Origin of the sequence: Paenibacillus sp. FSL R10-2796, assembly GCF_037965315.1 — a bacterium.
GTDB lineage: Bacteria > Bacillota > Bacilli > Paenibacillales > Paenibacillaceae > Paenibacillus_AQ > Paenibacillus_AQ odorifer.
Genome location: NZ_CP150178.1, coordinates 1,732,277 through 1,757,499, shown reverse-complemented (window position 1 = coordinate 1,757,499; position 25,223 = coordinate 1,732,277). Strand labels below are relative to the sequence as shown.

General features: G+C 44.4%; 20 protein-coding genes and 1 pseudogene. 3 read left to right on the top strand and 18 right to left on the bottom strand.

What is annotated here, in order from left to right; genetic code table 11:
- Positions 1-140 precede the first annotated feature (140 nt).
- The 4 genes from NST58_RS08035 to NST58_RS08020 all read right to left on the bottom strand — a co-directional run bounded on the left by NST58_RS08035 (position 141) and on the right by NST58_RS08020 (position 5,029).
- Positions 141-1,010 (bottom strand): carbohydrate ABC transporter permease, encoded by an 870-nt coding sequence (locus tag NST58_RS08035; protein WP_076125340.1) that lies wholly within the window; start codon positions 1,008-1,010, stop codon positions 141-143.
- Positions 1,007-1,924: a sugar ABC transporter permease gene (locus tag NST58_RS08030; protein WP_254847734.1), complete on the bottom strand. Its 918-nt coding sequence runs from the start codon at positions 1,922-1,924 to the stop codon at positions 1,007-1,009. The genes NST58_RS08035 and NST58_RS08030 overlap by 4 nt, the downstream gene beginning before the upstream one ends.
- An 85-nt stretch (positions 1,925-2,009) precedes the next feature.
- Entirely contained in the window at positions 2,010-3,410 is a 1,401-nt protein-coding gene (locus tag NST58_RS08025) for a sugar ABC transporter substrate-binding protein (RefSeq protein WP_076282274.1), read from the bottom strand.
- A gap of 569 nt (positions 3,411-3,979) precedes the next feature.
- Positions 3,980-5,029: an NAD(P)-dependent alcohol dehydrogenase gene (locus tag NST58_RS08020; RefSeq protein WP_076125346.1), complete on the bottom strand. Its 1,050-nt coding sequence runs from the start codon at positions 5,027-5,029 to the stop codon at positions 3,980-3,982.
- 120 nt (positions 5,030-5,149) lie between these two features.
- On the opposite strand from NST58_RS08020, the gene NST58_RS08015 reads away from it, so the two are divergent.
- Positions 5,150-5,566, top strand: a complete 417-nt coding sequence (locus NST58_RS08015) for a MerR family transcriptional regulator (RefSeq protein WP_312148712.1) — start codon at positions 5,150-5,152, stop codon at positions 5,564-5,566.
- A gap of 55 nt (positions 5,567-5,621) precedes the next feature.
- On the opposite strand, the gene NST58_RS08010 is transcribed toward NST58_RS08015, so the two are convergent.
- The 12 genes and pseudogenes from NST58_RS08010 to NST58_RS07955 all read right to left on the bottom strand — a co-directional run.
- Positions 5,622-6,281 carry a hypothetical protein gene (locus NST58_RS08010; protein WP_248547753.1) on the bottom strand — a complete coding sequence of 220 codons (660 nt, stop codon included), beginning with the start codon at positions 6,279-6,281 and terminating at the stop codon, positions 5,622-5,624.
- 279 nt (positions 6,282-6,560) lie between these two features.
- A complete protein-coding gene (locus tag NST58_RS08005; protein ID WP_076141168.1) occupies positions 6,561-7,037 on the bottom strand; it encodes a hypothetical protein in 477 nt (158 codons plus the stop codon).
- A 438-nt stretch (positions 7,038-7,475) separates the two neighbouring features.
- On the bottom strand, positions 7,476-8,126 hold the full coding sequence (locus tag NST58_RS08000) for an ATP-binding cassette domain-containing protein (RefSeq protein ID WP_339247194.1): 651 nt from the start codon (positions 8,124-8,126) through the stop codon (positions 7,476-7,478).
- Positions 8,127-8,137: 11 nt separating this feature from the next.
- On the bottom strand, positions 8,138-9,115 hold the full coding sequence (locus NST58_RS07995) for a hypothetical protein (protein ID WP_076137953.1): 978 nt from the start codon (positions 9,113-9,115) through the stop codon (positions 8,138-8,140).
- Positions 9,090-9,683: an RNA polymerase sigma factor gene (locus tag NST58_RS07990; protein WP_339247192.1), complete on the bottom strand. Its 594-nt coding sequence runs from the start codon at positions 9,681-9,683 to the stop codon at positions 9,090-9,092. Before NST58_RS07990 ends, NST58_RS07995 begins: the two co-directional genes overlap by 26 nt.
- A gap of 26 nt (positions 9,684-9,709) precedes the next feature.
- The gene (locus tag NST58_RS07985) at positions 9,710-10,402 is read right to left on the bottom strand and encodes a hypothetical protein (RefSeq protein WP_339247190.1); all 693 of its coding nucleotides are present in this window, start codon (positions 10,400-10,402) and stop codon (positions 9,710-9,712) included.
- The gene (locus NST58_RS07980) at positions 10,399-12,858 is read right to left on the bottom strand and encodes a hypothetical protein (RefSeq protein ID WP_339247188.1); all 2,460 of its coding nucleotides are present in this window, start codon (positions 12,856-12,858) and stop codon (positions 10,399-10,401) included. Before NST58_RS07980 ends, NST58_RS07985 begins: the two co-directional genes overlap by 4 nt.
- A complete protein-coding gene (locus NST58_RS07975; RefSeq protein WP_249267678.1) occupies positions 12,855-13,733 on the bottom strand; it encodes an ABC transporter ATP-binding protein in 879 nt (292 codons plus the stop codon). Before NST58_RS07975 ends, NST58_RS07980 begins: the two co-directional genes overlap by 4 nt.
- 224 nt (positions 13,734-13,957) lie before the next feature.
- Positions 13,958-14,590 (bottom strand): carbohydrate-binding family 9-like protein, encoded by a 633-nt coding sequence (locus NST58_RS07970; RefSeq protein ID WP_076098916.1) that lies wholly within the window; start codon positions 14,588-14,590, stop codon positions 13,958-13,960.
- Between the two features lie 491 nt (positions 14,591-15,081).
- On the bottom strand, positions 15,082-15,696 hold the full coding sequence (locus NST58_RS07965) for a Gfo/Idh/MocA family oxidoreductase (protein ID WP_339248755.1): 615 nt from the start codon (positions 15,694-15,696) through the stop codon (positions 15,082-15,084).
- Between the two features lie 256 nt (positions 15,697-15,952).
- Complete coding sequence (locus tag NST58_RS07960; RefSeq protein ID WP_248547758.1) at positions 15,953-16,111, bottom strand: hypothetical protein; 159 nt, start codon at positions 16,109-16,111, stop codon at positions 15,953-15,955.
- Between the two features lie 504 nt (positions 16,112-16,615).
- Positions 16,616-16,899 (bottom strand): annotated as a pseudogene (locus NST58_RS07955) (sigma factor); the annotation flags it as partial.
- 277 nt (positions 16,900-17,176) lie between these two features.
- Here NST58_RS07955 and NST58_RS07950 point away from each other — a divergent pair.
- Positions 17,177-18,142, top strand: coding sequence for a nitronate monooxygenase (locus tag NST58_RS07950; protein ID WP_036675848.1), 966 nt, complete (start codon positions 17,177-17,179; stop codon positions 18,140-18,142).
- A 412-nt stretch (positions 18,143-18,554) separates the two neighbouring features.
- On the opposite strand, the gene sigK is transcribed toward NST58_RS07950, so the two are convergent.
- Complete coding sequence (sigK, locus tag NST58_RS07945; RefSeq protein ID WP_339247184.1) at positions 18,555-19,097, bottom strand: RNA polymerase sporulation sigma factor SigK; 543 nt, start codon at positions 19,095-19,097, stop codon at positions 18,555-18,557.
- An 853-nt stretch (positions 19,098-19,950) separates the two neighbouring features.
- Here sigK and NST58_RS07940 point away from each other — a divergent pair.
- Complete coding sequence (locus NST58_RS07940; protein ID WP_339247182.1) at positions 19,951-23,109, top strand: amidase family protein; 3,159 nt, start codon at positions 19,951-19,953, stop codon at positions 23,107-23,109.
- 790 nt (positions 23,110-23,899) lie between these two features.
- Here the strand turns inward: NST58_RS07940 and NST58_RS07935 are convergent.
- Complete coding sequence (locus NST58_RS07935; protein WP_076219034.1) at positions 23,900-24,964, bottom strand: GntR family transcriptional regulator; 1,065 nt, start codon at positions 24,962-24,964, stop codon at positions 23,900-23,902.
- Between the last annotated feature and the right edge of the window lie 259 nt (positions 24,965-25,223).

Below are 25,223 nucleotides of genomic sequence, written 5' to 3'. Positions count from 1 at the left end.
CATTCATAATCTGTAGAAGCTTTTACAGCACAAATAAAGGGCACCTTATACCGCTGGGCTCGGAACTTAAGCCTTAGCAGAAAGGTGCCCCCATTAATACTTCAGAGCAGATTACAGTGCGCTATCTTTAGCCATTGGAGCTAATTTTTCAGTCCTGTCAACGTGATTCCTTCTACGAAATATTTTTGACCAATCAGATAAAAAATGACACCCGGCGCAAAGGACATACACGTAGCCGCCATCGTCAGCGACCAGTCCTGCTTTAGTTGGCCTCTAAAGGCGGTTAGTCCCAAGGCTATCGTATACTTATCGCTTGAGTTTATGTAAATCATCTGTTGAAGTAGATCATTCCATAAACCGATAAAGATAAATAATGCGACGACGATCATCGCAGATTTAATGGCCGGCATAATAATGCTGAACAAAATGCGGTAATATCCAGCGCCATCGATCGTTGCTGCTTGATCAAGCTCTCTCGGTATAGACATGATAAACTGCCTGATCAAAAAGATATTAAAAGCCCCGCCACCACAGAAATAAGGCAAAATCAACGGCAGATAGCTGTCATGAATTCCTAAGCCTCTCGTCCACCCAATATATAGCGGAATAAGTGTAACCATGGCAGGTAGAAGCATCGAACCGACACAAAGAGCCCAAATCAATTTTTTGCCCCGAAAACGCAGTCTTGCAAAGGCATAACCGCATAAAGTCGCTGTAAAGGTTCCTGCCAGACAGGCGGGTACAATAATAATCATAGTGTTCCATAAATATTTCCAAAACTTAAAGATCTCTAGCGTTTCTGCATAGTTTGAAAACAACCAATTTCCTGGCAGCAGTGAAGGCGGATATTGGTATATCTCGGCATTCGACATGAGCGACGTGCGAAATATCCACCAGATTGGAAAGAGCACGAGTATAGTAAAAAAAATAACAACGACAAACGAGATCAGGTTCATCCATTGATTATTACGTTTTTTGCTCTTTAATCTTCCGTATGAGGCTACACTCATTTGTCATCGCCTCCTTCATTAAAGATCCATAGGTTGGAGGTTTTGAATAATACACCAGTAAAGCCTGCAAGAATAACAAAAATAACGGCTGTTGTCGCACAAGCATACCCCAATTTATAATTTACAAAAGCTTGATCATACATCAGATAAGTTAAAAAGCGTGAAGAATTACCCGGGCCGCCATTCGTTAATGAAAGAGCCGGCGTAACAATTTGGAGATTGGCAATCAAGCTCATTAGCAAATTGTAAAAGATAATGGGCGACATGCACGGTAAAGTGATATGCAAGAATCGTTTCCATCCATTCGCACCATCCATTTCAGCCGCTTCATGGTAGACGACCGGAACATTTTGCAGCCCAGCTAAGAAAATAACAATTAAGTTACCTGACAGCCAAACCGAAATCAAGGATAGGGATGGAATGACATAGCTGGAATCCGCGATAAAAGAAACTTTGTTCAAACCCATCTCAGAGAGAATAAAGTTAAAAAATCCAAAATTAGCTTCGTATAACCAGGACCATCCTACATATATTGCGGCTGCCGGCAAAACGTACGGTACATAGAACACAGCCCGGAAAAACCCTCTAGCCGGAATTTTACGATTCAGTAGCATCGCAATAAAAAGTGAATAAATCATGCCTCCAACTACCGATAAGACGGCAAAGTAGACCGTAGCGATAATAGAATCTTTAATATAAGGATCAGTGGTAAATAGATTAATATAATTCTCGAAGCCAACAAATTTGGGGTCTGAAAGTCCCGTCCAATTCGTTAAGCTGATCCCGAGCACCCCAATAAGAGGTAGATACGTTAGAAAGATCAGCCCAAGGAAGGCAGGGATCAATAATATATACGCGGCTCGTGCCTCACCTGCATGAATACGTGAACGACGTTTCGGAGATTTATTAATCATTTCCATCTCTATCTCCCCACCTGAAGATCATAATATGGCCGCCGCGTGTGTGAGCTTGGCAGCGGCCAGTCTTTTACGAACTTTACTAATTGCCTGAATGGGCTGCTTTCAACGCATCGAGATTTTTAGAAATAGCATCCTTAGCGGTCGTCTTTCCAGTCCATACATCCCCTAGAACCGACCCTAGCAAGGTGTTAAACTCCGTCGTATGATTCGTATAGAACCACGCTGCAGGCTTCACAGCAGGTGATTGCGCATAATCGACTACTGCAGATTTATATTCGTCATAAACAGGGAAGTTAGGATTTTCGACCCATTTACGGGTAAGGGTCTCATCCGTGTACCACTTCTCCAGTGTTGGCATCCAGATCCCCGAGCTAATGAGGCCCCAGTTATTTTCTTCTGAGTTGTACCATTTCAGCCATTCCATCGCTTCTTTTGGATGCTTAGTCTGGGAGAAGACGACATTGGCGCCACCCGTGTTGAGAGTAACCTTATCCTTCATGTAAGGCAATACTGCGACGCCATAGTTCAAGCCTTCATTCTTGGCCGTATTCAGACTAGTTCCCACGTTCCACGCACCGTTAGTAGCCATGGCAACAGTTCCCGCGATGATGGTTCGTTGAATGCCATCATCAGTCTGTCCGACAGACAACGGAGCAACATGATCCTTCAAGTAAAGATCTGCAACCTTCTGAATTCCCTCTATACTGGCGTCTTCTCCAATTCTCACCTCAGTCCCATCACCCGAATAGAACCCTCCACCATTACCAAGCGCCCAGGTCTCAAGCTGCCATGGTAAGTTTTCAACGGATGCGCCAAACTGTACGATACTCTGCTCATTAAAGCCACTCTCATCAGGATGTTTACCATTTTTATCAAGGGTCAGCTTCTTTGCTGTTGTTACAAATTCGTCCCATGTCCACGCTTGGTCTAAAGCGGCTGGGGGATAGGGTACATTGGCTTTGTCAAACATATCTTTGTTGTAATAGAGGAGTAAGATTTCATTGGCAGCCGCGTAGGCTACGGTTTTCCCTTGATATTTGTAGGCTAAGCTATCGAGTGGTTTGCTGTCGCTTCCTTCGTACATTGTATTTACATCATTCAGCATGCCTTGGGTAGACCACTGAACGACCCCATCTTCTCTGAGCATCCCTGTGTCAGGCAATTGCTCTGCCGTAGCCATTGTATTCAGCTTAGTCATGTAGTTTTCCCAAGGAATTGCTTGTACTTCTACTTCAATTCTGTCTTGAGAAGCATTAAACTTATCCGCCACTCCCTGGGTTACATTTCCCTCTTCCGCACTTCCCCACATCGAATAGATAATTTTGACCTTCTCCTCAGGCTTGGAGGTTGCGTTCTCAGATGCTTTGGGTGCATCAGATGCCTTGGTTACTGTGTTTGTCTCGTCTTTCGCGCAGCCAATGACACTTAACGCTATTGCAGTTGAAAGAATACCTGCCCCGAATGCTTTACCTACTTTCATTTCCCTCTCCCCCTTCATAATTACATAGATATGTCTAACCGTTTGACCCCTTAAGTTATTGAGTTAAACGTTTAGTACCAACTTTTTTAATAATTTCAACCTTTGCTTGGAATCCGAAATTTCGGCCAGCAGATACGACTTTTAATATCGTGAATATTTTCAAAAAGTGGTATAGAGTCTTCATGAACTTGGGATGTTTTAATGAAGTAAGCGCTTTATTGTTATTGTGTCATGATTTTCTATTAGGGAAAATAGCATTTTTCAACCTGATTTTTAAAAATTCCAACCTTTAAAGAATCAGCTTTTTCATAAAAACGGCAGAATCAGCTGAACCAAAATATTCAATTGCAGTAACGACAATAAGCAGAGCCGTCCTCCTACCCCAATGGTAGAAGCACTGCTCTGCCTATTTAGCATTTATACACATATGCTGCTGTATGCAACAACGCCTTTTTTCTCTTCTCGAAACATAACTGCGTGAGATTTCCAGCTCCTTAGCAAATTCCCGCTATGTTATCGAATTTCTTGAGGTTGTGGCCACGAACCGAGGTCAAGAATGAAGGCGTCTCTTATTCGTTCCCCATCGTGCTGATGTCGATGACAAACCGGTAACGGACATCTGAAGCAAGCACACGCTCCCAAGCTTCATCAATCCGGTCAGCAGAAATGACCTCGATTTCAGAAGCAATATTATGTTCAGCGCAGAAATTAAGCATTTCCTGCGTTTCACGGATTCCGCCAATCATCGATCCGGCAAACGAACGGCGGTGGCCGATCAGCGAGAATACGTTAACTGCCAATGGATCAGCGGGCGCACCGACATTGACTAATGTACCATCCAATGCCAGAAGTGAAAGATAGGCATCAATATTAATTTGTGCGCTTACTGTATTCACAATAAGATCGAATGAACCGGCAAGCTGCTTAAATGTCTCCGAATCGCTGGTCGCATAATAATGATCCGCTCCTAATTGCAATCCGTCTTCCTTCTTCTTCAGTGACTGTGATAACACAGTAACCTCAGCTCCCATGGCATGAGCAATCTTCACAGCCATGTGCCCAAGCCCGCCAAGACCCACTACAGCTACTTTTTTGCCGGGAGCGGCTCCCCAATGGCGCAGCGGTGAATAGGTGGTGATTCCTGCGCATAAAAGCGGTGCAGCCGCATCAAGCGGAATAGTGTCAGGAATCCGGACCACGAAGTCTTCTGTTACAACGATGTGCGTGGAATACCCGCCCTGTGTATAGTGACCGTGCCGGTCGATAGCTCCATAAGTGCCCGTATTTCCACTCAGGCAATACTGCTCCTCACCTTTTTGGCAATTACTGCACTCTCCACAGGAGTCAACCATACAACCTACCCCTACACGATCGCCGACTGTGTACTTTGTAACTTTGGAACCGACCTGGCTGACAATACCGGCGATCTCATGCCCTGGAACAAGTGGATACTTAACCGGTCCCCACTCCCCGCGGGCTGTATGAATATCCGAGTGGCAAATGCCAGCGTATTTAATCTCAATAAGAACATCGTGCGGCTGCAGATTCCGGCGTTCAATTGTAGTTAGCTTGAACGGGCCTTCCTGACTGAATGTAGCACGTGCATTTACTTTTATCATAGTGAAACCTCTCTTCTAGTTAATATAAAAAGCTGTAACGTCGACTTTACAAAACCTATGTTATTACTTAAAGTTAACTCTAAGTCAAGCATAAAATATAATTAAGACTGGAGATAGATGATGAAAACATACTCCATAAGTGAAGTTGCAGAATATTTTAATATGACATCACATACCCTGCGTTACTATGACAAGGAGGGACTTTTGCCTTTTATAGAAAGAACCCCCAGCGGGAAACGCGTTTTCAAAGAAACGGATATGGATGCTTTAAAAGTAATTGAATGCCTGAAGTCATCCGGGATGCCAATTAAGGAAATAAAACATTTCATTGAGTGGTGCTCTGAGGGGGACTCCACCTTGCAGCAGAGATATGATATGTTCCTGGAGCGGAAAGCTTCTGTAGAAGCACAGATGGAAGAATTGAGAAAAACGATGGAAGTCATAGACCATAAATGCTTCTACTACAAGACCGCCTTGGATAGCGGCACGGAAGATGTTCATAAAAAAAATAACATTAAGAGTGCATTTACTCATTAAAAATGGACCTTCAAATTACAGTAAAGGCGGGGCAGATTGGTCTGCCCCGCCTTTCTTAATTTGGACGCTTTTTTGCCAGCAGCTTCTCCGTAAAATTCACATCAAAAAAATGAATAATGGGTCCCAAACCAAGTGCGGACACTAGAGTACCTAAGCCTATAACGCCTCCTGCCAGGAAGCAAATCAAAGCACAAAGAGCATCCGTAAACATCCGGTGCCAAAAATAAGATATTTTCGGGACGTTATCCCTCATAATCAGGGACAGGCTGTCGTAAGGAGCGACTCCCACAGCCGATGTCTGATACAGGGATACCCCAAAACTGCATACCACCACGCCAATCGCTACGACGACCACCCGCTGCCATAACAGCTGAGGTTCGCCTAACAGAGATAGCCAAGTACTATGAAAGAACGTAGCGATATACCCCAAAAAGATTGCGTTTACAAAAGTCCCGGCTCCAATATACCTTCGTCCGGTGATGAATTCGATTACAAACAATACCAGGTTCAGCAAGATCAGAAAATTTGCATATGTTATACCCACGCACTCTGCAAGTGCCATTACCATGCCGCTAAAGGGATCATTCCCCATGCCGGACAGCTTAAAAATACTAATTCCCATGCCCAGAAATACATTGCCGATAACCATAATAATCAATCGTTTTTTATCCACGTTATAAAGATAACCCTTCATATTGCCCATCCTATTTTTCATATTAAAATTGCACCTTACAACAACCACGTCATTATATCATATATTCTATTGTTTGACGGTTATCTTTATTGATAGTATTCAATGATTTGGATAAGCAGATCGGTCAGGACTATATTGTTTTGATGGGAACTGAAAAAAACAAAAGCAACCCGTCCGCAGATAAGTCGCCTTTGTAAAACTTTAGTGTTAACGGATCTAACTTATGACTTTAAGCTCAGCGCTTAGCCTTTTAAAAATGATGATAAAGCTTCATAAGAGTATATTTCATTCCACCGGGTTCTATAAGTTAATTTCAGACTTCTCTACTTCATGCCATTGAAAAAGCATTAACACAGGAGGAATATAAATTGGCTGGCCCCAGCAATAAATCAAATCAGGTGTCAAATTCGCAAGCCATAGCTCCCCATTCTCATCTAGTTGCATTCTCCACTTTCCGCTGGCAACAACTTTTTCCTGCTCCATAAGGAAACGAGCCTCATCATATGAAACTTCAATTCCTTTATTGCGCTCTATGAAATCAAGGGCAGCTTGGTAATTACGTTCTTGCTCTTCTTCTTTTTCTGCAGTAAAAGCTGAATCGTATACCTCTGAGAAATCTAAGCCCTTAAGGTCATGGAGTTCCACTAGTTGTTTAAATGCGTCCGTTACAAAAAATTGAACGATAGCTGTTTCCTTTATTTTGAACAGTCTATAATCAACACTATCAATTACATTTGTGGTGTTAAGCAAAAACAACATCAAATCAGGATGAGCCAAGGGAAGTGTTTCGTCTTCTTCCGCAACAATTGGCTATCCAGGTAAATATCTCGAAAAATCATTGTACTTCCCCTTATTCTTGGTGTGCATGATTCTGGGTTCTCCTCCTTTTTTTCTCTGTATGATTGTACTGACAATAAGGTACCAAAAAATCTCCATTCAAAGAGAAAATCACGCCATTGATTCCATCGGCTGGTTCGCCAATTATTGATATTATCCCAACACTACCCAAGCAATCTGTCACTTCTCATTATTTTATTTGTGTTCAAAACTCCCCGTTCTTTGCCAATGATAAGAGTAGAAGAGTCTCCATTGCCAGCCAGCTAGAGGCCGACTCTATCCACCCCTTCAGCAAATGGTTCAAACAAATGTCTGGCTATCCGCCAGGCAAGTTTCGCAGCCGCAGCAGGATGATTTAATATAGAAAACGGCGCTGCATCAGTGCAGCGCCGCTGTACCATTTTCAAGTTTGATCACAGCATCCAACCAACCTCCCTGTAGGCCCTCCAAAGCGCCTGAAAAGATTGCGACTGTGCCAGGTGTCATTTCGTACAACGTGTCTAGCAGCAGGAAACGAATCTCGATATCCATGCCATAGAGAGGCTCATCCAGCAGCAGAAACCATGGATCAGCAAGCATCGCCTGAGCAATCATAAGCCGTTGCTTGTTGCCGCCTGACAACCGCTGAATGGGCGTCTTCCACTCGGCAGTAAGCCCGAGCCGTTCACATAGCTCACGAGATCGTTCTTCAATGGTCGCCCGTGGCATCAGCTTCATCTCACCCACATAACGCAAGTATGCCTCGACATTCATATTGTCATAGTACGCTGCCTGCTGTGGCTTGTAGCCCAGATAAGACTTGAAAGCATTCCCTGACAACGTCACGCCATGAAGCTGATAGGTAATCAGGCCGCGTACAGGCTGGTATAGACCAGCTATCGCTTTGAGCAATGCTGTTTTCCCACTGCCATTGGCGCCCTCCAGACCATACCAGCCTGGCGGCAAAGCCAGATTCACATCCCCTAGCAGCAGGTGACCATTATCTGCAAGAAGTTCAACCGCGGTAAGTTTTAGCTCAGCTCCTCGCACCACTCTCCCTCCTATCCATATTGCTTGTAATAATGCCGATGGCGCAGCAAAATACTTGTTATAACACCCAGCGCTATTGCCAGACTAACAGCAACAAGCTTGCTTGCAAGCCAGTGTTCGGACCCGTATTCGCTGAACAATTGAAATACGCCAAGCCTCTCGCCAGCGGAAAACTGGATGACGCCCACTGCGAGGACAACCGCGGTACCAGGCCATGTCCCGAAACGAAGCATTGCAGCCAGCGCTGCAAAAGCGCTCAGGCAGATCGGCAGTAATAGATCTGTGATCAGTAAAGTAGTGTTAGATCCGAATTCACCGCTGGTACCCGTCATAACGAGTATTCCATAAAACAACAGCGCTAGAAGGAGGTCATATAGCAGTATGGTTCCTATTCTGGCTACCATAAGCTGTACGGGTGTAACAGGAAAGGTCGCCTCAAGCTCACTCATTGGCGTATGCATGGATCGGAGTGAATAGGCCACACTGGCTACAGGAAGCAACAGAATCGTAAATAAAAATACATCCGGCTTGGCAGAGCTACTGAACCATTCACTTGCTACCAGCCCCTCAACGACTGCTCCTATGCCAATCATAAGCGCTGATGTAAGCCAAAACAGCCAATGCATCGTCCTTACCTGAGCTGCCATGCGTTGCATAAGCCTTACTGGTAAAGATATAGCGACAGTTGCTTGCCGCCCAGGCCTGTCATGTCTTGCCACTCGCTTGGAAGAGGGTACAGCAACCGCCCACTCAGGCTGTGTGGCATATGTGGCGGCAAGCGCCAGCAGAGATTCCGTCTGCTGGCCGCTGGGACCATCGACGGTATAGCGATCCAGTTGGCTGAATACGGCTCCGATCTGGTCATGCTCCCATCGATCCGCTGCTGCTTCACCCTTTTCCTCTAGTTGCCGCTGCTCTTGCAATTCCCTGTGCAGTTGACTGTCGCGACTAGCCTTATCGGCGCTACCGGCTCCGGATATGTAACTCATCCTGATCCTCCCCTTTCTGCAATGTATGGGCCAGTCGCCTGAACGCCCGATACAGCTTGGACTTGACCGTTCCAAGCGGCAGTTCCAGCAACTCGGCTATTTCATCCAGCTTGAGCTCCTCATAAAAACGCAAAATAACAATTTGCCGCTCCTCCTCAGGCAAAGCGCCAAGGGCAGCAACGACTGCTTCACGCTCATATTGCTTGTCTAAAAAAGACGCTACCGTATCCTTACCTCCATCTGCCGCATCATACACTCCGGTATCCTTAGCCGCTACTTCATAACGATAAGCTCCGGACTTCCATACATCACGGCACAGGTTCGTCGCAATTCGATAAATCCATGGTCGAAACCGTTCAGGCAACCGACCAGCTTGCAAAGCCGTGAATACTCTGACAAAACACTCTTGCACCAAATCTTCTGCGAGCTGACGTTTGCTGGTCAGTCGGTATAAATACGCATAGATGGTCTGATGATACCGATAGACGAACAACTCCAGCACGGCTGTATTCCCTTGCTTGTATTGCTCGAGCAGTTGCTCATCCGTAACAACAGCCCTGCTGTTCACTTGACTCTCTCCTTTCTCGCTCAGCACTATTGCCTGCACACGAGCCAACCTCTGCCTTTCCCCAATAGAAGCATACAGCAGAAAAGCAGTATTCCAGCTGCTGCAAATAATGCGATAGCGTTATGCGATTTATCTGCGAACCGGCTCACCGGCCAGACGGCTTGAAATAAATAGTACCGATTGAGCGGCATACTGGACATAAAATACTCCAGCAGCCACACCGTTGCCCCCACTCCTAGCCCGACAGCCATATTGCGCCCTAGCAGACTGCCCAATGCCGCCAGACCGCCAAGGAACATATTCACACTGAGGCTATGTTTAATTATGTAAGCTAGTTGTGCCGTACTTAAAACGATCGCCCAGCGGTCAATTGCCCAGAGCAACGCTGCTTCATAGATAACTAGCAATAGCGCAGCGACCGCTCCTCGCTCGGCGAACACGAGTAATTGTGCATATGGATAGCTGAAATGATGGGCAAAAGTACCCTCACTGAAATCATCGGCGAACAAGGCAGCACTCAAGGCAATCGCAAGTAAAGGCAGCACAAATATAAAAGCCACTTTGACATGATAAAAACCAGGAGAGGGCATCATCATTGGCAGCAGGAGGCAACCAGCTGCTATCAGCGCCGCAATAATAGCTATAGCTAGCAAGTAGCCGCCCCATAGGATGCGCCAAGCATATTTTGCACGGGACAAAAGAATGAGGGCAACCTTCATTGTCCTCCCTCCATTTTCCTTTGCAAATAGCCTCGCAGAAGCGCTTCCATTTGTTCATCACTGTCCTCGATTAGCTGCTCTGTGCCAATACTGTCATAGACAAGCTTGATGACATCGTAGACACTTTCAATACCGTACTGGCTGTATATGGTATTCATAAGGTCATAAACCTGATTCGGTATACCGTTCAAAAAATAGCTGCTAACAGGTACGAACAGTCGATCTGGCAGTTTCCCTCCGACCAGCTTGAGCTCGTTATAAGCCTGAAAAAAGTTATTCAGTGTATATTGGGCGTTTAAATTTAACATTCTCGCATTTCTAATCTCTCTACGTTTGGCACTGTAATCAAGCCAGTACTGCCCCGTTCTCAGTTGGATATTCCCATTTTTCCCTCGATCAATTTCCGCCCCAAAATAACTTGACACAGACACCTTAGACAAAAAGTGGACATCGCGAGCTTCCGGACCTCCAACTGATGCATCTACCATGCCAAGGGTGCTCATACTCACCATATTCAAACTATAATACGGATAATCGGCAAGTGCCATAGTAACCGTCTGGGGAAAACTCGTTGCAGCTTCTCCATCCAACTTTTTCAAAGTACGCGCCGCTTGGGCGTAATGCCTGGCTGCGAACTGTGCTGCTTCTTCGACAGAACGGGCAGGCAATTGACCAGATGCCAACAGACGAAACATCTTGCCGTCTGCCGTCGCTTCTGCAAGTTGCAGATCGCCCCCAAATAATGTAAGTCCGCTTGCTTCATCCAGCTCCAGGCGCGTGATGGTCGCTCCCTTCTCTCCAGCCATCTTACTAGTAATGACAGAGGCGTTGGAGAACAGTTTCAAGCCACTTGGCCCTGTGATAGCAACTTCAAAGTCCGCCATAGGGCGCGGCAGTTGTGTGTCCAGAATATCTGTAGCGTGACGCCCCCATTCATAGTGATCGGTAAGCAATTCCGATAGCCGGCTATTGCCGATAACAGGGTACCAGCCATAGAAAGCTGGCAGGAAAATCCTGTTATCGTCGATAACAGCGATCTGCTCCCATCTATCCCTGCTAGGAGCGACGGAATAATAATGCCGCCAATCATTTAGGGTACCTCTATATGTCATCTCGATCTCCAGATGCTCCCCTGGCATAACATCCGTTGCAGGCTTGATCCAAAGTACATCTGTAGCCTCTTCCCACTCATAGGCAGCAGCAGCACCGTTCACCTTCAGTTCCTGTACATCAAAGATATGTCGCAGCATGATTGGGAATCGCTCTAGTGTTGCCGCTTGTCCATTGCTTGCTTGCATCGTCGCCTGTATTTCTAACCCATGCCGCGGCAGTAATTCCAACTTCAGCTTGTAGCTGTTAATGTGTAGATCCTGGAACTTCATTCCGACAAGCAGATCTTTAATATGCGATACCGAGAGCGGATTGCTGGTATTCCCGTTTGTGTTAAGGGTGATCCGAGACATTTCCTCAATATCCGCCTCCGAATATTTATCCGCTGCAATTCCAGCAACGAGCAGTTGCTCCAATTCACGCTGTTGCGTGATATCATTGGCTGAAGTAAGACGTTCGCGATAGAAACGTTCATTGGCATCCGCAATATCTGCCCGTTCCTGCAGGTATCCGTACATCGCACTACCTGCCCATAACAATGCTGCACCTAGAATCAGCATCGTGGGATAGACAAGCCATGCCTTGACCCGTTCCCGCCTGCGTCTACATACTACAAGTAGAACGGTCATGACCATTCCTGCTGCTAAAGCTGCAACGATGCCGCGATGCAGCCAAAATGCCGGATCATATATAAATCCCCACATACGTGAGTAAGACTTACCAATATATTTAACTAGTGAATAATCGAACCAAATCTGCGTATGAGGGGGTAATGAAAAAGAAGGGCGATCGGTCTTAAAAAATTCCGGTAAAATAATTGCCAAGCTAAGCAACAGGACGAAGCTGATCAAGTAACTGTATCGCTTGCGGATAAGGATACCTACTAAGTAGGCAATTACAGTTGCAAATAACATCGGGATGGCAAAGGAAGCCAATACAGCAGAGGTATACCATTCACGCATTCCCCATGAGATGCCATCATTTACGACCAACCATACATAAGCCCCCATCGGCACGAGCGCAGCTGCTAACGGAAGGGTTACAGCACAGAGCAAGCGTGCAGCCTCCATTTCCCATGTTCGATACGGAAAGGTAGCCATCATGGTTGCTGTCTTCCATTCTTCATCCCGCCGTGCTATCGCTGTTGCCAGCAAAGGCAAAATAATGAGGGCTACAAGGCAATACACCTCAGAAATATCCATCACGTATACTGCACGATCCAATTTGGCATCGGCGGTCTGAAACATCAAATACAGGATGCCGACCACAGTTGCCAGCATTAGATACAAGCCTGGGCCACGCAGCAGTAGCTTGCACTCTGTTTTGTAATAGCGAATCAGGCTCATTGGCTATTCCCCGCTCTCATGACCGCGATATATCCGTCCTCAAGTCCTGCCTTTGCCTGGACTGCTCCAGGTAATGGGACAGAACTGGCAAGAACACGCGCCTCATAGCCGGCTCCTGAACGCTTTGCAGTCACGATGGCTGCAGTTTCTTTGAGCTCTGCAAGCTTCTCATCACCCACTTGGACCGTCCACACTTGTCCCTGCACACGCTGGAGCAATTGTTCTTGCGTACCGTGAAATACGATGCGCCCTCCGCTCATAATCGCCATACTCTTACAGTTATTATCAATATCGGCGACGACATGTGTAGACAGTAGCACAGTACGATCTTTACCCAGCTCAGTCAGCATATCACGAAATCGCATGCGTTCTTCGGGATCAAGCCCTGCCGTAGGCTCGTCCACAATAATGAACTGCGGATCACCTAGCAGCGCCTGGGCAATACCGATGCGCTGCCGCATCCCGCCAGAATATTTGCCTATACGCACATGGCGCTTCTCCTCCAGATTGACTCGGCGCAACATTTCGGCTACTGCTTTCCTCCGGGCTTTTCCATTTGTAATGCCCTTCATGGACGCGACATAATCGAGATATTCTGCGCCTGTCAACTTGCGATATACGCCAAACTCTTGTGGCAGGTAGCCAAGCAAGCCACGAATTTCACGTTCATCCCGCCCAAGCTTGCAATGTCCAATTTGTACATCCCCTGATGTTTTCGGTATTACTGTTGCCAATATTTGCATCAATGTCGATTTTCCCGCCCCATTGGGACCGAGTAAGCCGAACATACCCGTACCCAATGTCAGGTTAATTCCGTTCAGTACTTGTTTACTGCCATATTTTTTGCACAATTGCTGGATAACTACATGCATCATTACCTGCCTCCATTCGTACTTGGCCAACTACCGTGCGCACGAGTAGATTGTCGAACAGTATAACGACACTCCCTTCTAAAAGTTTAAAAAACAGGTGATTTTTTAAAATAATAGTATCCTTGCGCTGCCAATATGACATTTGTTCGATGTGTCTACTACGACAAAAAAACCTCCAACCCCGTATATGCGGCTTTGGAAGTTATTCATTAACCTGCATTTCGCAGTTACTCTAAGTACAGAATCCCAAAATCACAGCTTCTATGAAATTCTGGTTTGTTCGAATGAACTTTGCTCCATGTTCCAAAGTGCGGATAAACCGTTTCATCGCCGCACTTGTAAAAGTTTCCTCTTATCCTTTTTCCCGGCACTGCCCGAAAATCCGAAAAATAAGATTGTACCCATGCCCATGAGATCGAAAAGCTTAATTCCCAATACGCTTCCCCTTTATCATTAATCTGATCCGTGGTGGATAGGACTTGGAAAAGTGCTGGATTGATAGTGATTGGGAAGCGATCATACCGATCCGCTCCTATCTGCAAGAGAATTGCGCCATTCGCATTAAATTCGAAATTCATATAGCGCTGGTCCGAATCCGGAGTAGGCTGAAAAAAGAACTCGATGCAGCTATCCTTATACACAGGATCATTCATGTTTCTATATGTTCGTATTGGATTCTGTTCGTAAACCTTAAACTGAAGCTTCAGATCCTCCTGACTGTAATTTAATCTTGCTGTAACGACCGGGTTATATCCTTTAAGCCATTGATACTGTTTAATGATCTGGAAATCTTCTGTAACTGAAACATCCGTCTGATTTATCAGGCGGGAAATCACTAAGGTTTCTAATTTTCTTTCCATGGTTCATTCCCTTCGGTTGGAAATCCCACTAGGCTAACACAGCAAAACAACCCTATTAATTAACTTGATTATTTAGACCCGCGACTTACCGGTTTTCCAATACGCAGTCTCGATCCCCGAAATTTCGCACGGCCGTCTGCCGTTACCTGTATTGGCGGATGATGGAACTGCACACTCTATATCCCCTCGGGCGCATCCCCCACTTCCCGATCGATGGTCAGATCCCCCCGTATCCGTGTTCTCCTGCAATGCGTCGAAATCTACCTTCACCTCGCCGAATGGAACCTCCCGGAATATGGCTCCGGAGCTTACTAGCCCTGCAATCCGTTGATGATCCAGCGGGTGGTACCCGACGGCACCGTATACATCCCTCAGTTCGACTGACTGATGTCGGCTGCCGTACTTTGCATGGGTGTGGACAATTTATTCCTCAGCAGGTGTACACCATGCACCGGTTCATCCCCTGTTACCATCACCATGTTGGTCAACCCTTATTTCGCGCAAGGTAACGTAATTCCTTCATGGATCGCCCGGTCGGCTAAGAGAGCGATCTCCATCGCCCGGCAGGCTTCCTCCATTGCCGGTATAGGGGGCAAGTTGTTCTCCAGCATGGACAGGAAATAGTCCAGCTGGGCACCCGTAGGCTTTACGGAGAAGTCCATATTGATCTGCCGGACCGCTCCTTTCTGGTAGTCTTCGACCTCGATCAGATTCCCCAGATGCTGATCCTCTCGCGGTCGTTCGTTCTTGTATATGATGCGAATCCGGCCTGCCGGTCCGATAAATTCCTTCCGGTTATCAGTCGGAAGCCCCTTGCCCCACCCTGTCTCAAAGTAGCCGATGGAGCCGTCCGACAGACGGAGGGTCATGAGTCCGTAATTGTAAGTATACGGCGGGACTTCTTCGTAGAGACGCTGCCCGATCCCATTGACGCTTACTACGTCCGCCCCTGTAGCCCAACGCATCACATCGATATAATGGACGCCGCAATCCACGATCGGCGAGACGTCCCGGAGCAGGGATAAGTGGGAAACCCAATTTTTGGAGGGCTTCAATTGGGATAGCCGGATGACCAAAGGGAAGCCGATGGCGCCCTCCCGGATCATCTTCATAACCGCCTGGTACGTAGTGTTATGGCGAAGGATGTGACCGATCAGCACCTTGGTTTTAGCTCCACGGGCCAGCTTCATGAATTCCTGTGTTTCCCGTGCATTGCCCGCCATCGGCTTCTCGCATAGGATATGCTTCCCTGCAGCGAGACAATCTTTTGCGATCCCCAGATGGGAGGACGGGTACGTGGCGATAATGACCAGATCCACATCATCACGCTCTATCAAGACCCGGTAATCCGTGCTCCAACACTCAGCTCCGTATTGGCTTGCCACTAAGGAGGCCCTGTCCCGGTTCCAATCCGCCACGCCGATCAACCGGACCCGCACCTGTCGTGATATCGCGTCCAAGTGGAGAGAGCCCATATAACCGCAGCCTATCACGACCGCCCCGTACCTTTTCATGATGCATCCATCCTATCCTTCTCACTCGCGGAGGTTATTTTATGTTGATCCAAGCTCCTTGTTGGGAGAAACCGAAGTCTCCTTACAACGTCTAGTCTTCTTGGGCATTGATGATTTACCATTCTTCATGCATATACTTCTCTTACATTTGTACAATACCGGACTACTACAGAATAACCTGCATCTTGTTATGATACCTTGTCACCTTTATTATATAAGAATGATGGATATTTTTATTTAGCAAAGAAAGTTACTTTTTGCACGATTCCGTTATTCCTTCTAATTCTATGTAGGGGAAGGGCTCGGTTCATAGGTTCTTTCTTCTATCGCTTGCCGCAAGGTCTGCCATTTTTGTACGATGTATGCGGAACTTCAACCCTATAGATCGCCAATGCTGGGCGCACATAAAAAAGCAACTCCCTTTTTGCAAGTCGCTTTTAAAACACTCTATAGTGAATCTTAAGTTATTATCTAATATCCTCACCGCTTCGCCTTATAAAACTCATGATACAGCTTCAGAGCCAAGGATATCGATAAGTGTAATTTCATTACCTTCCCTGTCCCAATCGGATCGTGCAGAGATACGTCTTTACGTGTTTTCTTGAGCGAACGCAGGTGCAACAGGATTTCGTTTTCAATACAACGAGCAGCAAATGTGGCTAGTTTGGTTCCTTTGTTCGGACGATAGCTCTCAATAGCTTTTATCAGGCCGATGGTGCCGATGGAGATCAGATCCTCCATGTCTTCCCCAGTGTTATCGAATTTCTTGAGGTTGTGGACACGATACGATGTCATAATCCACTTTCTTGATAGAAAAGCGTTGATAGAAGTATGAAGGTTTTACCGGATGGATGGCTCTTTTTTTGTTATTCATTGTCCTTTTTTTAATAGTCACTTCGTTTTCTTAAATTTTCACTTGATATCAACAACTTAACAGTTGAAAGACATGATATTTAACATAGTTTGAGCATGTTTACAGTCACATCCGGGAAAGAATTAGCTGTGTTACGATATATCTTATTACTCTAGAGGAGTATTAATAATGTCAACAACTTGCAAAAGAGGTGTGTAATTGAAACTTCCAACAATCCAATTCGGACATATTAAATCGAGAGTTCCTGTTATTCAAGGTGGAATGGGTGTAGGCATATCCTTAAGTGGACTAGCCGCTGCTGTAGCCAATGCAGGCGGGATCGGCACCATCTCTGGTACAGGGATTACTCCTGATGAGCTGAGAATGCATATTCGCAAAACAAGAGAACTCTCTAAAGGGAATGGCTACATCGGTGTGAATGTACTATTCGCAGTGAAGGACTTTGCCGAAAAAATGAAGATTGCTTTGGAGGAAAAGGTTGACTTTATTATTTCCGGAGCCGGAATCTCTAGAGATATTTATGCTTGGGGTAAAGAATATGGTACTCCTGTCGTAACTATTGTTTCATCCGCCAAATTAGCCCGAATTTCCGAAAGACTTGGTGCCTCCGCAGTCGTTGTAGAAGGGTTCGAAGCTGGAGGCCATTTAGGTACAGACAGATCCATGTTTGATATCCTTCCTGAAGTCTTAGAGGCCGTTTCGATTCCTGTTATTGCTGCGGGTGGAATTCTAACAGGGGATGATATCGCAAAAGCCCTTCGGATCGGCGCATCTGGTGTTCAAATGGGTACCCGTTTTGTGGCTAGCCTTGAGTGTGATGCTCCCTTAGCCTTCAAGCAAAAGTATGTAGATGCTCAGCAAGGAGATACTGTCCTAATCAAGTCTACTGTGGGTCTAGAAGGTAGAGCGATTCGGAATGAATTTACGGACCGGATCAGTGATGATGCCAAATTAAAGATAGTCAAATGCTATAATTGTCTAAAGGTTTGTTCACATCGCTTCTGTACAATGGAATCCCTGCTCACTTCCCTTAGAGGAGATGTTAAGAACGGATTGGTTTTTGCTGGGTCCAGAGTTCATGAGATTAAAGAGATTTTGTCCGTACAGCAGATTATCGACAATTTAATGGATGAGTATCAAGGGGCATTGAACCCGACAACTTAAGGTTGTTATAAGATTCAAAAGCACGATTAACCACTTAAGCAAGCTTGGGATTTCCGAGCATAAGTGGTTTTTTTATTTCGCTTGATACTCAAATCTAGTTATATTTAATAAGCTTTTGTGTTGTATTTAACTAAAGATTTCCGTACCTTTCTTTTTAATTGCAACAACAGCTAAATATCTTCACAGCCAAAATGCAATATGCCCAATCCCCAGGATAATCGCAAAAGATGACTGGATATATGTACTCTTCAGAGCACCACTTAACAATTTTCCCTCTCCCTTTCTCATGTATTTTTATGAGTTGGTTTAATACAAAAATTCGCTGAACTATATCTTCTCTAAAAAATTTAAATATGGTCCTTGAAGCTTTCTATGTATGCCGGTTAACGGATACTACCTTGTGATTATGAGTTTACCGCTCAGCCTTATAAAACTCATGATAAAGCTTCATGGGCGCCCTCTTCTCTATCCTCGAAACATAACTCCGCGAGATCCCCAACTCCTTAGCAATCTCCCGCTGTGTCCTCTCTTCTCCACCTGTATCCAGCCCAAACCTACCCACCACAACTTCTTTCTCCCGGTCATCCAGAATATCTAGGTTGCGATATATTTTACTCTTCTCGATCTTCAGATCGACTTCTTTAATGGCATCATCAGCTTCGGAGCCAAGAATATGGATAAGTGTAATTTCATTACCTTCTTTGTCCGTCCCAATTGGATCGTGCAGGGATACGTCTTTACGTGTTTTCTTGAGCGAACACAGGTGCATCAGGATTTCGTTTTCAATACAACGTGCTGCAAATGTGGCTAGCTTTGTTCCTTTGTTTGGACGATAGCTCTCAATAGCTTTAATCATTCCGATGGTGCCAATGGAGATCAGATCCTCCATGTCCTCCCCAGTGTTATCGAATTTCTTGAGGTTATGGGCACGATGTGATGTCAAAAAATAAACCAATTACGATCGATTCTGATTCGAATTGGTTTCCTTTTGCACATTATATTTAATTTGTAGTTTCCGATTGATTTCTTGTGTACATCCTGGTAATCCACTTAAATAACACTTTACTTGATCAATTAACTCTAAGTGAGATGTCAGAGTATTACACTTGTTAAATTGAGTCTAACAATATCCTCGGTTTCAATATGATAGCTAACGTTTTTCACACGTAGAGCAATACATTCAATATTTAGCCGAACATCTGCTAGTCCCATATAAAACACAATAATTTCAAAGCCTTGTTCCTTTGCATCCTCATCTGCCTTATAACGTTATCACCCGCTAAAATGGTTTCCACAATGAAATCCCACTTATTCCAGATACACTACCTGGCTATTCTTATGGCTTCTTTCCCAGCAGAAACTTTACTCTTTTCAGGATGCCCATTGGTGATCTTGCGGCTATGCATCTGGAATCATCAGTGATTCTGCTTTATGCCATGCTCCGATATAGAATCTTCCACTTTCATGAAATGAAAAAAATAATATTCTCCGTTAATTTTTAGCTGTTCCTTTTCTTTTTGATTTCGTCAAATTCACATAGAGATAAGTGAAATTCAAGGTTTTTGGTGATGCAGCCGGATGATGATACTCAATATCCTATAGACACTCCAAAACCTATCATAAATTGTAATATATTTAACACAATAGTTTACATATACGTTACACATAATAATTAAAAGAGCCGTTTTTTCCTTTTCACAAACTCAAAATATATTAAATTTATAATATTCATTGACTGAAACAAATACTAGTGTTATATTTCCTAACATTAAATAATAAAATACATACAGGAAAAGGAGATTACGCACATGAATAAGTTCAAACGTCTACGTGAAACTAAAAGAGAGCATTCTGGTTCCACCCGATCTGAATATTCACCAGCAAAAAAAAATTGGAGTAAAAAGCAATTTATAGCTACTTCAATTGTGTTATCTGTTATTGCTACGAGTGTAATTCCGTTCCAAACAGCTGACGCTTTAACTAGAGTTACTTCAGAAAGTGGCACAGTATGGGAGATTCAAGATGTTTTTGCTCCTAGCTTAGACACAGGAAGTTTACGTACAGTTGGTGCTACACAAGTACAAGGTTTCGGCAATATCTTTGTTAAAGTGTCCTCGCCTTCAGCTCCGCTGATGAATGGTCAAATGATGCGTGGGTTTGACTTGAAATATGACGGCGTTAATAAGTTTACTTCGGCTCAATCTGTAAATCTAGGAAATGTAACTGTAACACGTGAGGTGTATGTGGATACTATTCATAATCGAACGAGATTCTTTGATACTTTCACTAATAAAAATGATGTGGCAATAAAAGTTGATGTATCATTCGGTGGCTCTTTAGGATATGGTACAACAACAAATGCTTCAGTAGTTAAGGCAACCTATTCAGGCGATCTAAAGGTAACTACAGATGATTCATGGATTGTTGTAGATAGTAGCGCCAAAAACAATAAGCCGCTAGGCGTTGCAGTGGGATCTCCAAAGCCGTTTGATAATGGATTAACCGGTCTAGGTAATCAGCAACAGGATCCATTCACAATACCCTTAGCTGAGTATGGAAATGAAGCGAATTTCTATGGGTTCATTAATTCACTAAATATTGGGCCGGGCGAATCGAAATCCCTAGTAAATTATGTACAAGTTGGAGAAGCTGGTGAAGAAGGGTTGAAAAATCTGGTTGCTATGCTAGATGGACTTAATAGTCTGCTGGATGTAACAGGATTAACAAACGCACAAATTCGGTCAATTAGCAACTGGGATATATCTGCTATAGAGGGACTTGATACTGGAGATCATCTGGTTATACCAAATGCTCCTGCGCCTAAAGAATTAGTAACTTCATCGCCGTATGATGTTAAGAATAAATCAATTGCAGAAATGCAACAGGATATGATTACTGGCAAAACTACCTCTGTACAAATTACTCAAGCCTATTTAGATAGAATCAAGGTATACGATGAGGGACAATTGGGATTCCATGCATTCCTGCATGTATCTGAAACTGCGCTTAACCAAGCAAAAGCTGCTGACGATGCCCGTGCACAAGGTGTAAAAGGTGATTTATTGGGTATTCCAATTGCGATAAAAGATATTTATGATACAAAGGATATGCCTACTACCGGTGGCAGTAAAGCTCTTGAAGGCTGGCAGCCTGATTCTGATGCATTCCAAGTGAAAAAACTGCGGGAAGCTGGAGCTGTAATTATTGGTAAAGTAAATACTTCTGAGTTTGCTAACAGCGGAAGCTTTAGTGAAAGCGGCTGGCAGCAAACATGGAATGCACTCTATCCATCGAAAACATCTTTTGGCTCAAGCGGCGGGTCTGCAGTATCTGTTGCAGCTGATTTTGCAGCAGCAGCAATGGGATCGCAAACAGGGGTATCTCTATATGCACCAACTACAGGCGCTAGCTTAAAAAGCTTCCGGGGTACAGACGGTATGGCAAGTACTACAGGTGTACTGCCACTCACTTGGGGACAAGATTATGCAGGTCCCATTGCTAAAACAGTAACTGACCTAGCCATTATATTGAATGCTACAACGGGTACGGACCCACAGGATATTTTCACAGTCACTGCTGATGCAGATCATAAGCGTCCAGTGGATTGGAAGGACTCTCTGGATGTTAATGCATTGAAAGGAAAGAAAATTGGATACATTCCTGCATCCTTTGTATCTGCATATGCTGATGATGATACTGGACAGGCAGTGATGGATAAGTTCTCAGAGCTTCAAGCAGCGGGTGCGACTATGGTTGAAATGTCAGCTGTACCATCAGGCCCTAGTCGTCCTTCAGGTATTAATGGATCTACTGAAGGTTGGGCACGTTATATTGAGTTGCATAAGGACTTCCCATATATTGATGGAGCAAGTGTACTAGCTTCAGATAAAGTGCTTATCTATAATCAAAGAGGATACAGTACCCCAACTCGTATGACTGAACAGGCTGTACAAGATTACATTAAGTATAGAACTGACTATAAGGAAGTTATCAAAGGCTGGATGGACGCGAATGGTGTTGATGCTGTTGTTTATGCAGGTTTTATTAGCGACGTATATAACAATGACGCAGCAGCTTCTCAATTAAGTTCAGACCGTAACACAGGCGTATTAACCTCTACTATGGGTCTACCTACGGTAGTTGTTCCTGTAGGAACGAATGACAGCGGATATTCTATCTCTATGCAACTGGTTGGTAGAGCATGGGACGATGCAAAAGTTTTAGGCATGAGCTACGCTCTTGAGCAACAAAGTCAAGCTAGACTACTTACAACATTTGCTCCAGCACTTCAATACGTTTCAAACTCTACTAATCCTGATCCAAACACAGATAATGGACCAACCCATCCAAATACTGGAGGAGGTACAGTGACACCTCCAGCAATAACAACGCCTATAGAAACACCGGCACCTGCAGAAACAATAACACCAGCAGATAAGCCAAAAGTTGTTAGTTTTGTAGATACAATGAATCATTGGGCAAAAACAAGCATTGACGCACTAATTGCTAAGGGATTATTGACGGGGTATTCCGATGGAACATTCCGTCCAAATTCAGGTTTGACTCGTGCGGAAGCCATCAAGGTAATTGCAACGCACATGAAACTTGAAGGACAAGAAAGTAACTTTATAGATGTATCTCCAACTCATTGGGCGAATAAGTTTATTGGTGCAGCTGCTAGATCAGGCTTGATGAACGGATATAGTGACGGAAGCTTCCGTCCAGATGAGAAGATTAGTCGTGGTGAATTAGCGGCACTAATCACTCGAGCTTTTAAGCTAACAGGTACTGGAAACACATCATTCAAAGATGTTACAAGAAATGCATGGTATTATGATTCCATTGATGCACTCGCATCCAATAATATTATTACAGGATACGCAGACAGTACATTTAAGCCTGAAAAAGATATTACTAGAGCAGAGTTTGCAACAATTGTTTCCAGATTACTAGAGACTACTAATTAAAAGAAATTCAATTAAAAATGACAGAGTACTCGAGTAACCACGTTTACAGGAAAGGCCATCCCGAAAGGGATGGCCTTATAACTTGCCGTTACAGATAGTGCGATGAACCGTACCACAAGTAGAACGAAAAGACTTTTTTTCGGATTATGGAAAGACGGTCTCGTTTATAGCAGAAGTTCCCTCTGTAAGTCGTTTGTTCCTAGCGGGACTATCACTTTTTATGGCGGAAAAGTAGAGTTAGGGACTGTATGCTAGGGGACTAGCGGTCTATGAGGTGTCAGATCTTACGGTTGGTAATCACACTATTCCTGCAAGCTACAGCGGCGATAATCACTATAAAGATTCTACAAATAGTTGGCTACAAAACGTGAATAAAATATGGTCTCAAATCAGTATGAATATCTTACAATCTACTATGGTGGGGGCTCGGTCGATGTACAAGTCGGTACACTCGGCATGTCATCCCTACTCGATCTTACTCCATCCAGCGCCTAGAAAATTATTTGCTCATATAAACATTTTCATATTTATTTCCTCATTGAGTTCCTGGAGACATTTGAATATTCCTTCATGATTATCATGCTCTGAGATTCCTTGACACTCACTCCCCGACCCGAAGATCGGTTTCATCCGTATGAATCAGCGGTTTTCGTAACAAAGTGGAGCGAATCTCCCGTTTTGGCCGCTAGCACCTTTATGATATATTGTTATACTCTATGCGCTGGAACGCAAAAGAAGACAACTTCTACTGAAGGTGCTCCTAGAGTGTCGATAAAGTCCAATGAAATAGTTAGGGGAAGATGAGCTGCACGGGAATGACGGCATTCTTAGGTGAATATATATTCTCTATTTGTTCAAGTAACAGCTTTACGGCTGTACGTGCCATTTCCTGTTCATCCTGTTGTACATAAGCTACGAATGAAAGATGTGGATTATCGAAAGATAGCAAATCGATATTTGAGTGATTGTTGAGACGGCTGATAGCGGCCGATGTAAGGCGTGCGGTTTCTTCGGTTAAGGAGAAAGCTGCCGAAATTCCACTATGCCCCTGCAAGAAGTCGCTTACATAGTCCAATGCTTGCTTACCGCGTAGAATGTCGAGAGGGATGTGACACCACAAGCTCTTGTCGATTGATATACCTCGATCTGTGTACGCCTTCTCGAAGCCGAGCGTGCGATCCTCGATGGCTGTATTGGCATTCTCAGGTGAGATGAGCGCAATCTGATGATGACCCTTGGATAGCAAATGAGAGACAGCCTTATACGCACCGCCGTAATTGTCTGATGTAATCGTGTATGTCTCAATGTTGCGCAGGTAGCGGTCGATGAACACACATGGGAATTTATCGAGCGACAGACGCAGTAGTGATTCGTTGTACTTCTCATCTTCTGTTGGAAAAACGATCAGTCCCTTCACACCGAGCCCCGTTAGTGTACGAATGGCGTTCGATTCGATAGAGGAGGACTCTCGCGTGATGCTTAGTACCATGCTGAGGCCAGCTTCAGACAGGAATTGTTCCGTGTAGTCGACGAGCTTCTGAATGACACGGGTTACCATCGTCGGAATAATGAAGCCGATGAGCGGCAAGGACGACGCGCTGTGTGGAGATAATGGAGAATCAATGCTAGAAATATCAAGACTAGAAGAGACGAATGTGCCTTTGCCTTGTACGCGTATAATTAATCCTTCGTCAGCTAGCTGGGTTAAGGCGTTTTTGACGGTTATTTTACTTACTTTGAATTCGTCCATTAATTCTTGTTCAGAAGGGACGCGGTCCGTTGGCCGAAGCTGCCCAGATTTAATTTTCTGTACAATATCTTCTTGAATTTGCTTGTAGAGCACCAGCTTTTTCAAATAAGTACATCTCCCTTAAAATTTAATGATTTTTATAATCAATTGGTTATATAAAATATATTACGTATATATTATAATGCAATTTATAAAGCGCTTACAATACAGAATTAGGAAATTTATTACGAAGGTGTCTTTTCATTAAAAGGTTAGAATCATGTTAAGAAGGTTGGTAACGAGACGTATTGAAACCGCTTAAATTAACAGAAGTGACCAGTCACCCAGCATCTCAAATGAGTAACAAAAAAAGAGAGGATGACGA

What these genes read in the sequence shown, in the direction of transcription:
- NST58_RS07980 (WP_339247188.1), bottom strand. Translation starts at nt 12,858, where the DNA reads ATGAGCCTGATTCGCTATTACAAAACAGAGTGCAAGCTACTGCTGCGT.
- NST58_RS07975 (WP_249267678.1), bottom strand. Translation starts at nt 13,733, where the DNA reads ATGATGCATGTAGTTATCCAGCAATTGTGCAAAAAATATGGCAGTAAA.
- NST58_RS07985 (WP_339247190.1), bottom strand. Translation starts at nt 10,402, where the DNA reads ATGAAGGTTGCCCTCATTCTTTTGTCCCGTGCAAAATATGCTTGGCGC.
- NST58_RS07960 (WP_248547758.1), bottom strand. Translation starts at nt 16,111, where the DNA reads ATGCATCATGAAAAGGTACGGGGCGGTCGTGATAGGCTGCGGTTATAT.
- NST58_RS07995 (WP_076137953.1), bottom strand. Translation starts at nt 9,115, where the DNA reads ATGAGTTACATATCCGGAGCCGGTAGCGCCGATAAGGCTAGTCGCGAC.
- NST58_RS08025 (WP_076282274.1), bottom strand. Translation starts at nt 3,410, where the DNA reads ATGAAAGTAGGTAAAGCATTCGGGGCAGGTATTCTTTCAACTGCAATA.
- NST58_RS07940 (WP_339247182.1), top strand. Translation starts at nt 19,951, where the DNA reads ATGAATAAGTTCAAACGTCTACGTGAAACTAAAAGAGAGCATTCTGGT.
- NST58_RS08015 (WP_312148712.1), top strand. Translation starts at nt 5,150, where the DNA reads ATGAAAACATACTCCATAAGTGAAGTTGCAGAATATTTTAATATGACA.
- NST58_RS08010 (WP_248547753.1), bottom strand. Translation starts at nt 6,281, where the DNA reads ATGAAAAATAGGATGGGCAATATGAAGGGTTATCTTTATAACGTGGAT.
- NST58_RS07970 (WP_076098916.1), bottom strand. Translation starts at nt 14,590, where the DNA reads ATGGAAAGAAAATTAGAAACCTTAGTGATTTCCCGCCTGATAAATCAG.
- NST58_RS08035 (WP_076125340.1), bottom strand. Translation starts at nt 1,010, where the DNA reads ATGAGTGTAGCCTCATACGGAAGATTAAAGAGCAAAAAACGTAATAAT.
- NST58_RS08020 (WP_076125346.1), bottom strand. Translation starts at nt 5,029, where the DNA reads ATGATAAAAGTAAATGCACGTGCTACATTCAGTCAGGAAGGCCCGTTC.
- NST58_RS07965 (WP_339248755.1), bottom strand. Translation starts at nt 15,696, where the DNA reads ATGATCCGGGAGGGCGCCATCGGCTTCCCTTTGGTCATCCGGCTATCC.
- NST58_RS08030 (WP_254847734.1), bottom strand. Translation starts at nt 1,924, where the DNA reads ATGATTAATAAATCTCCGAAACGTCGTTCACGTATTCATGCAGGTGAG.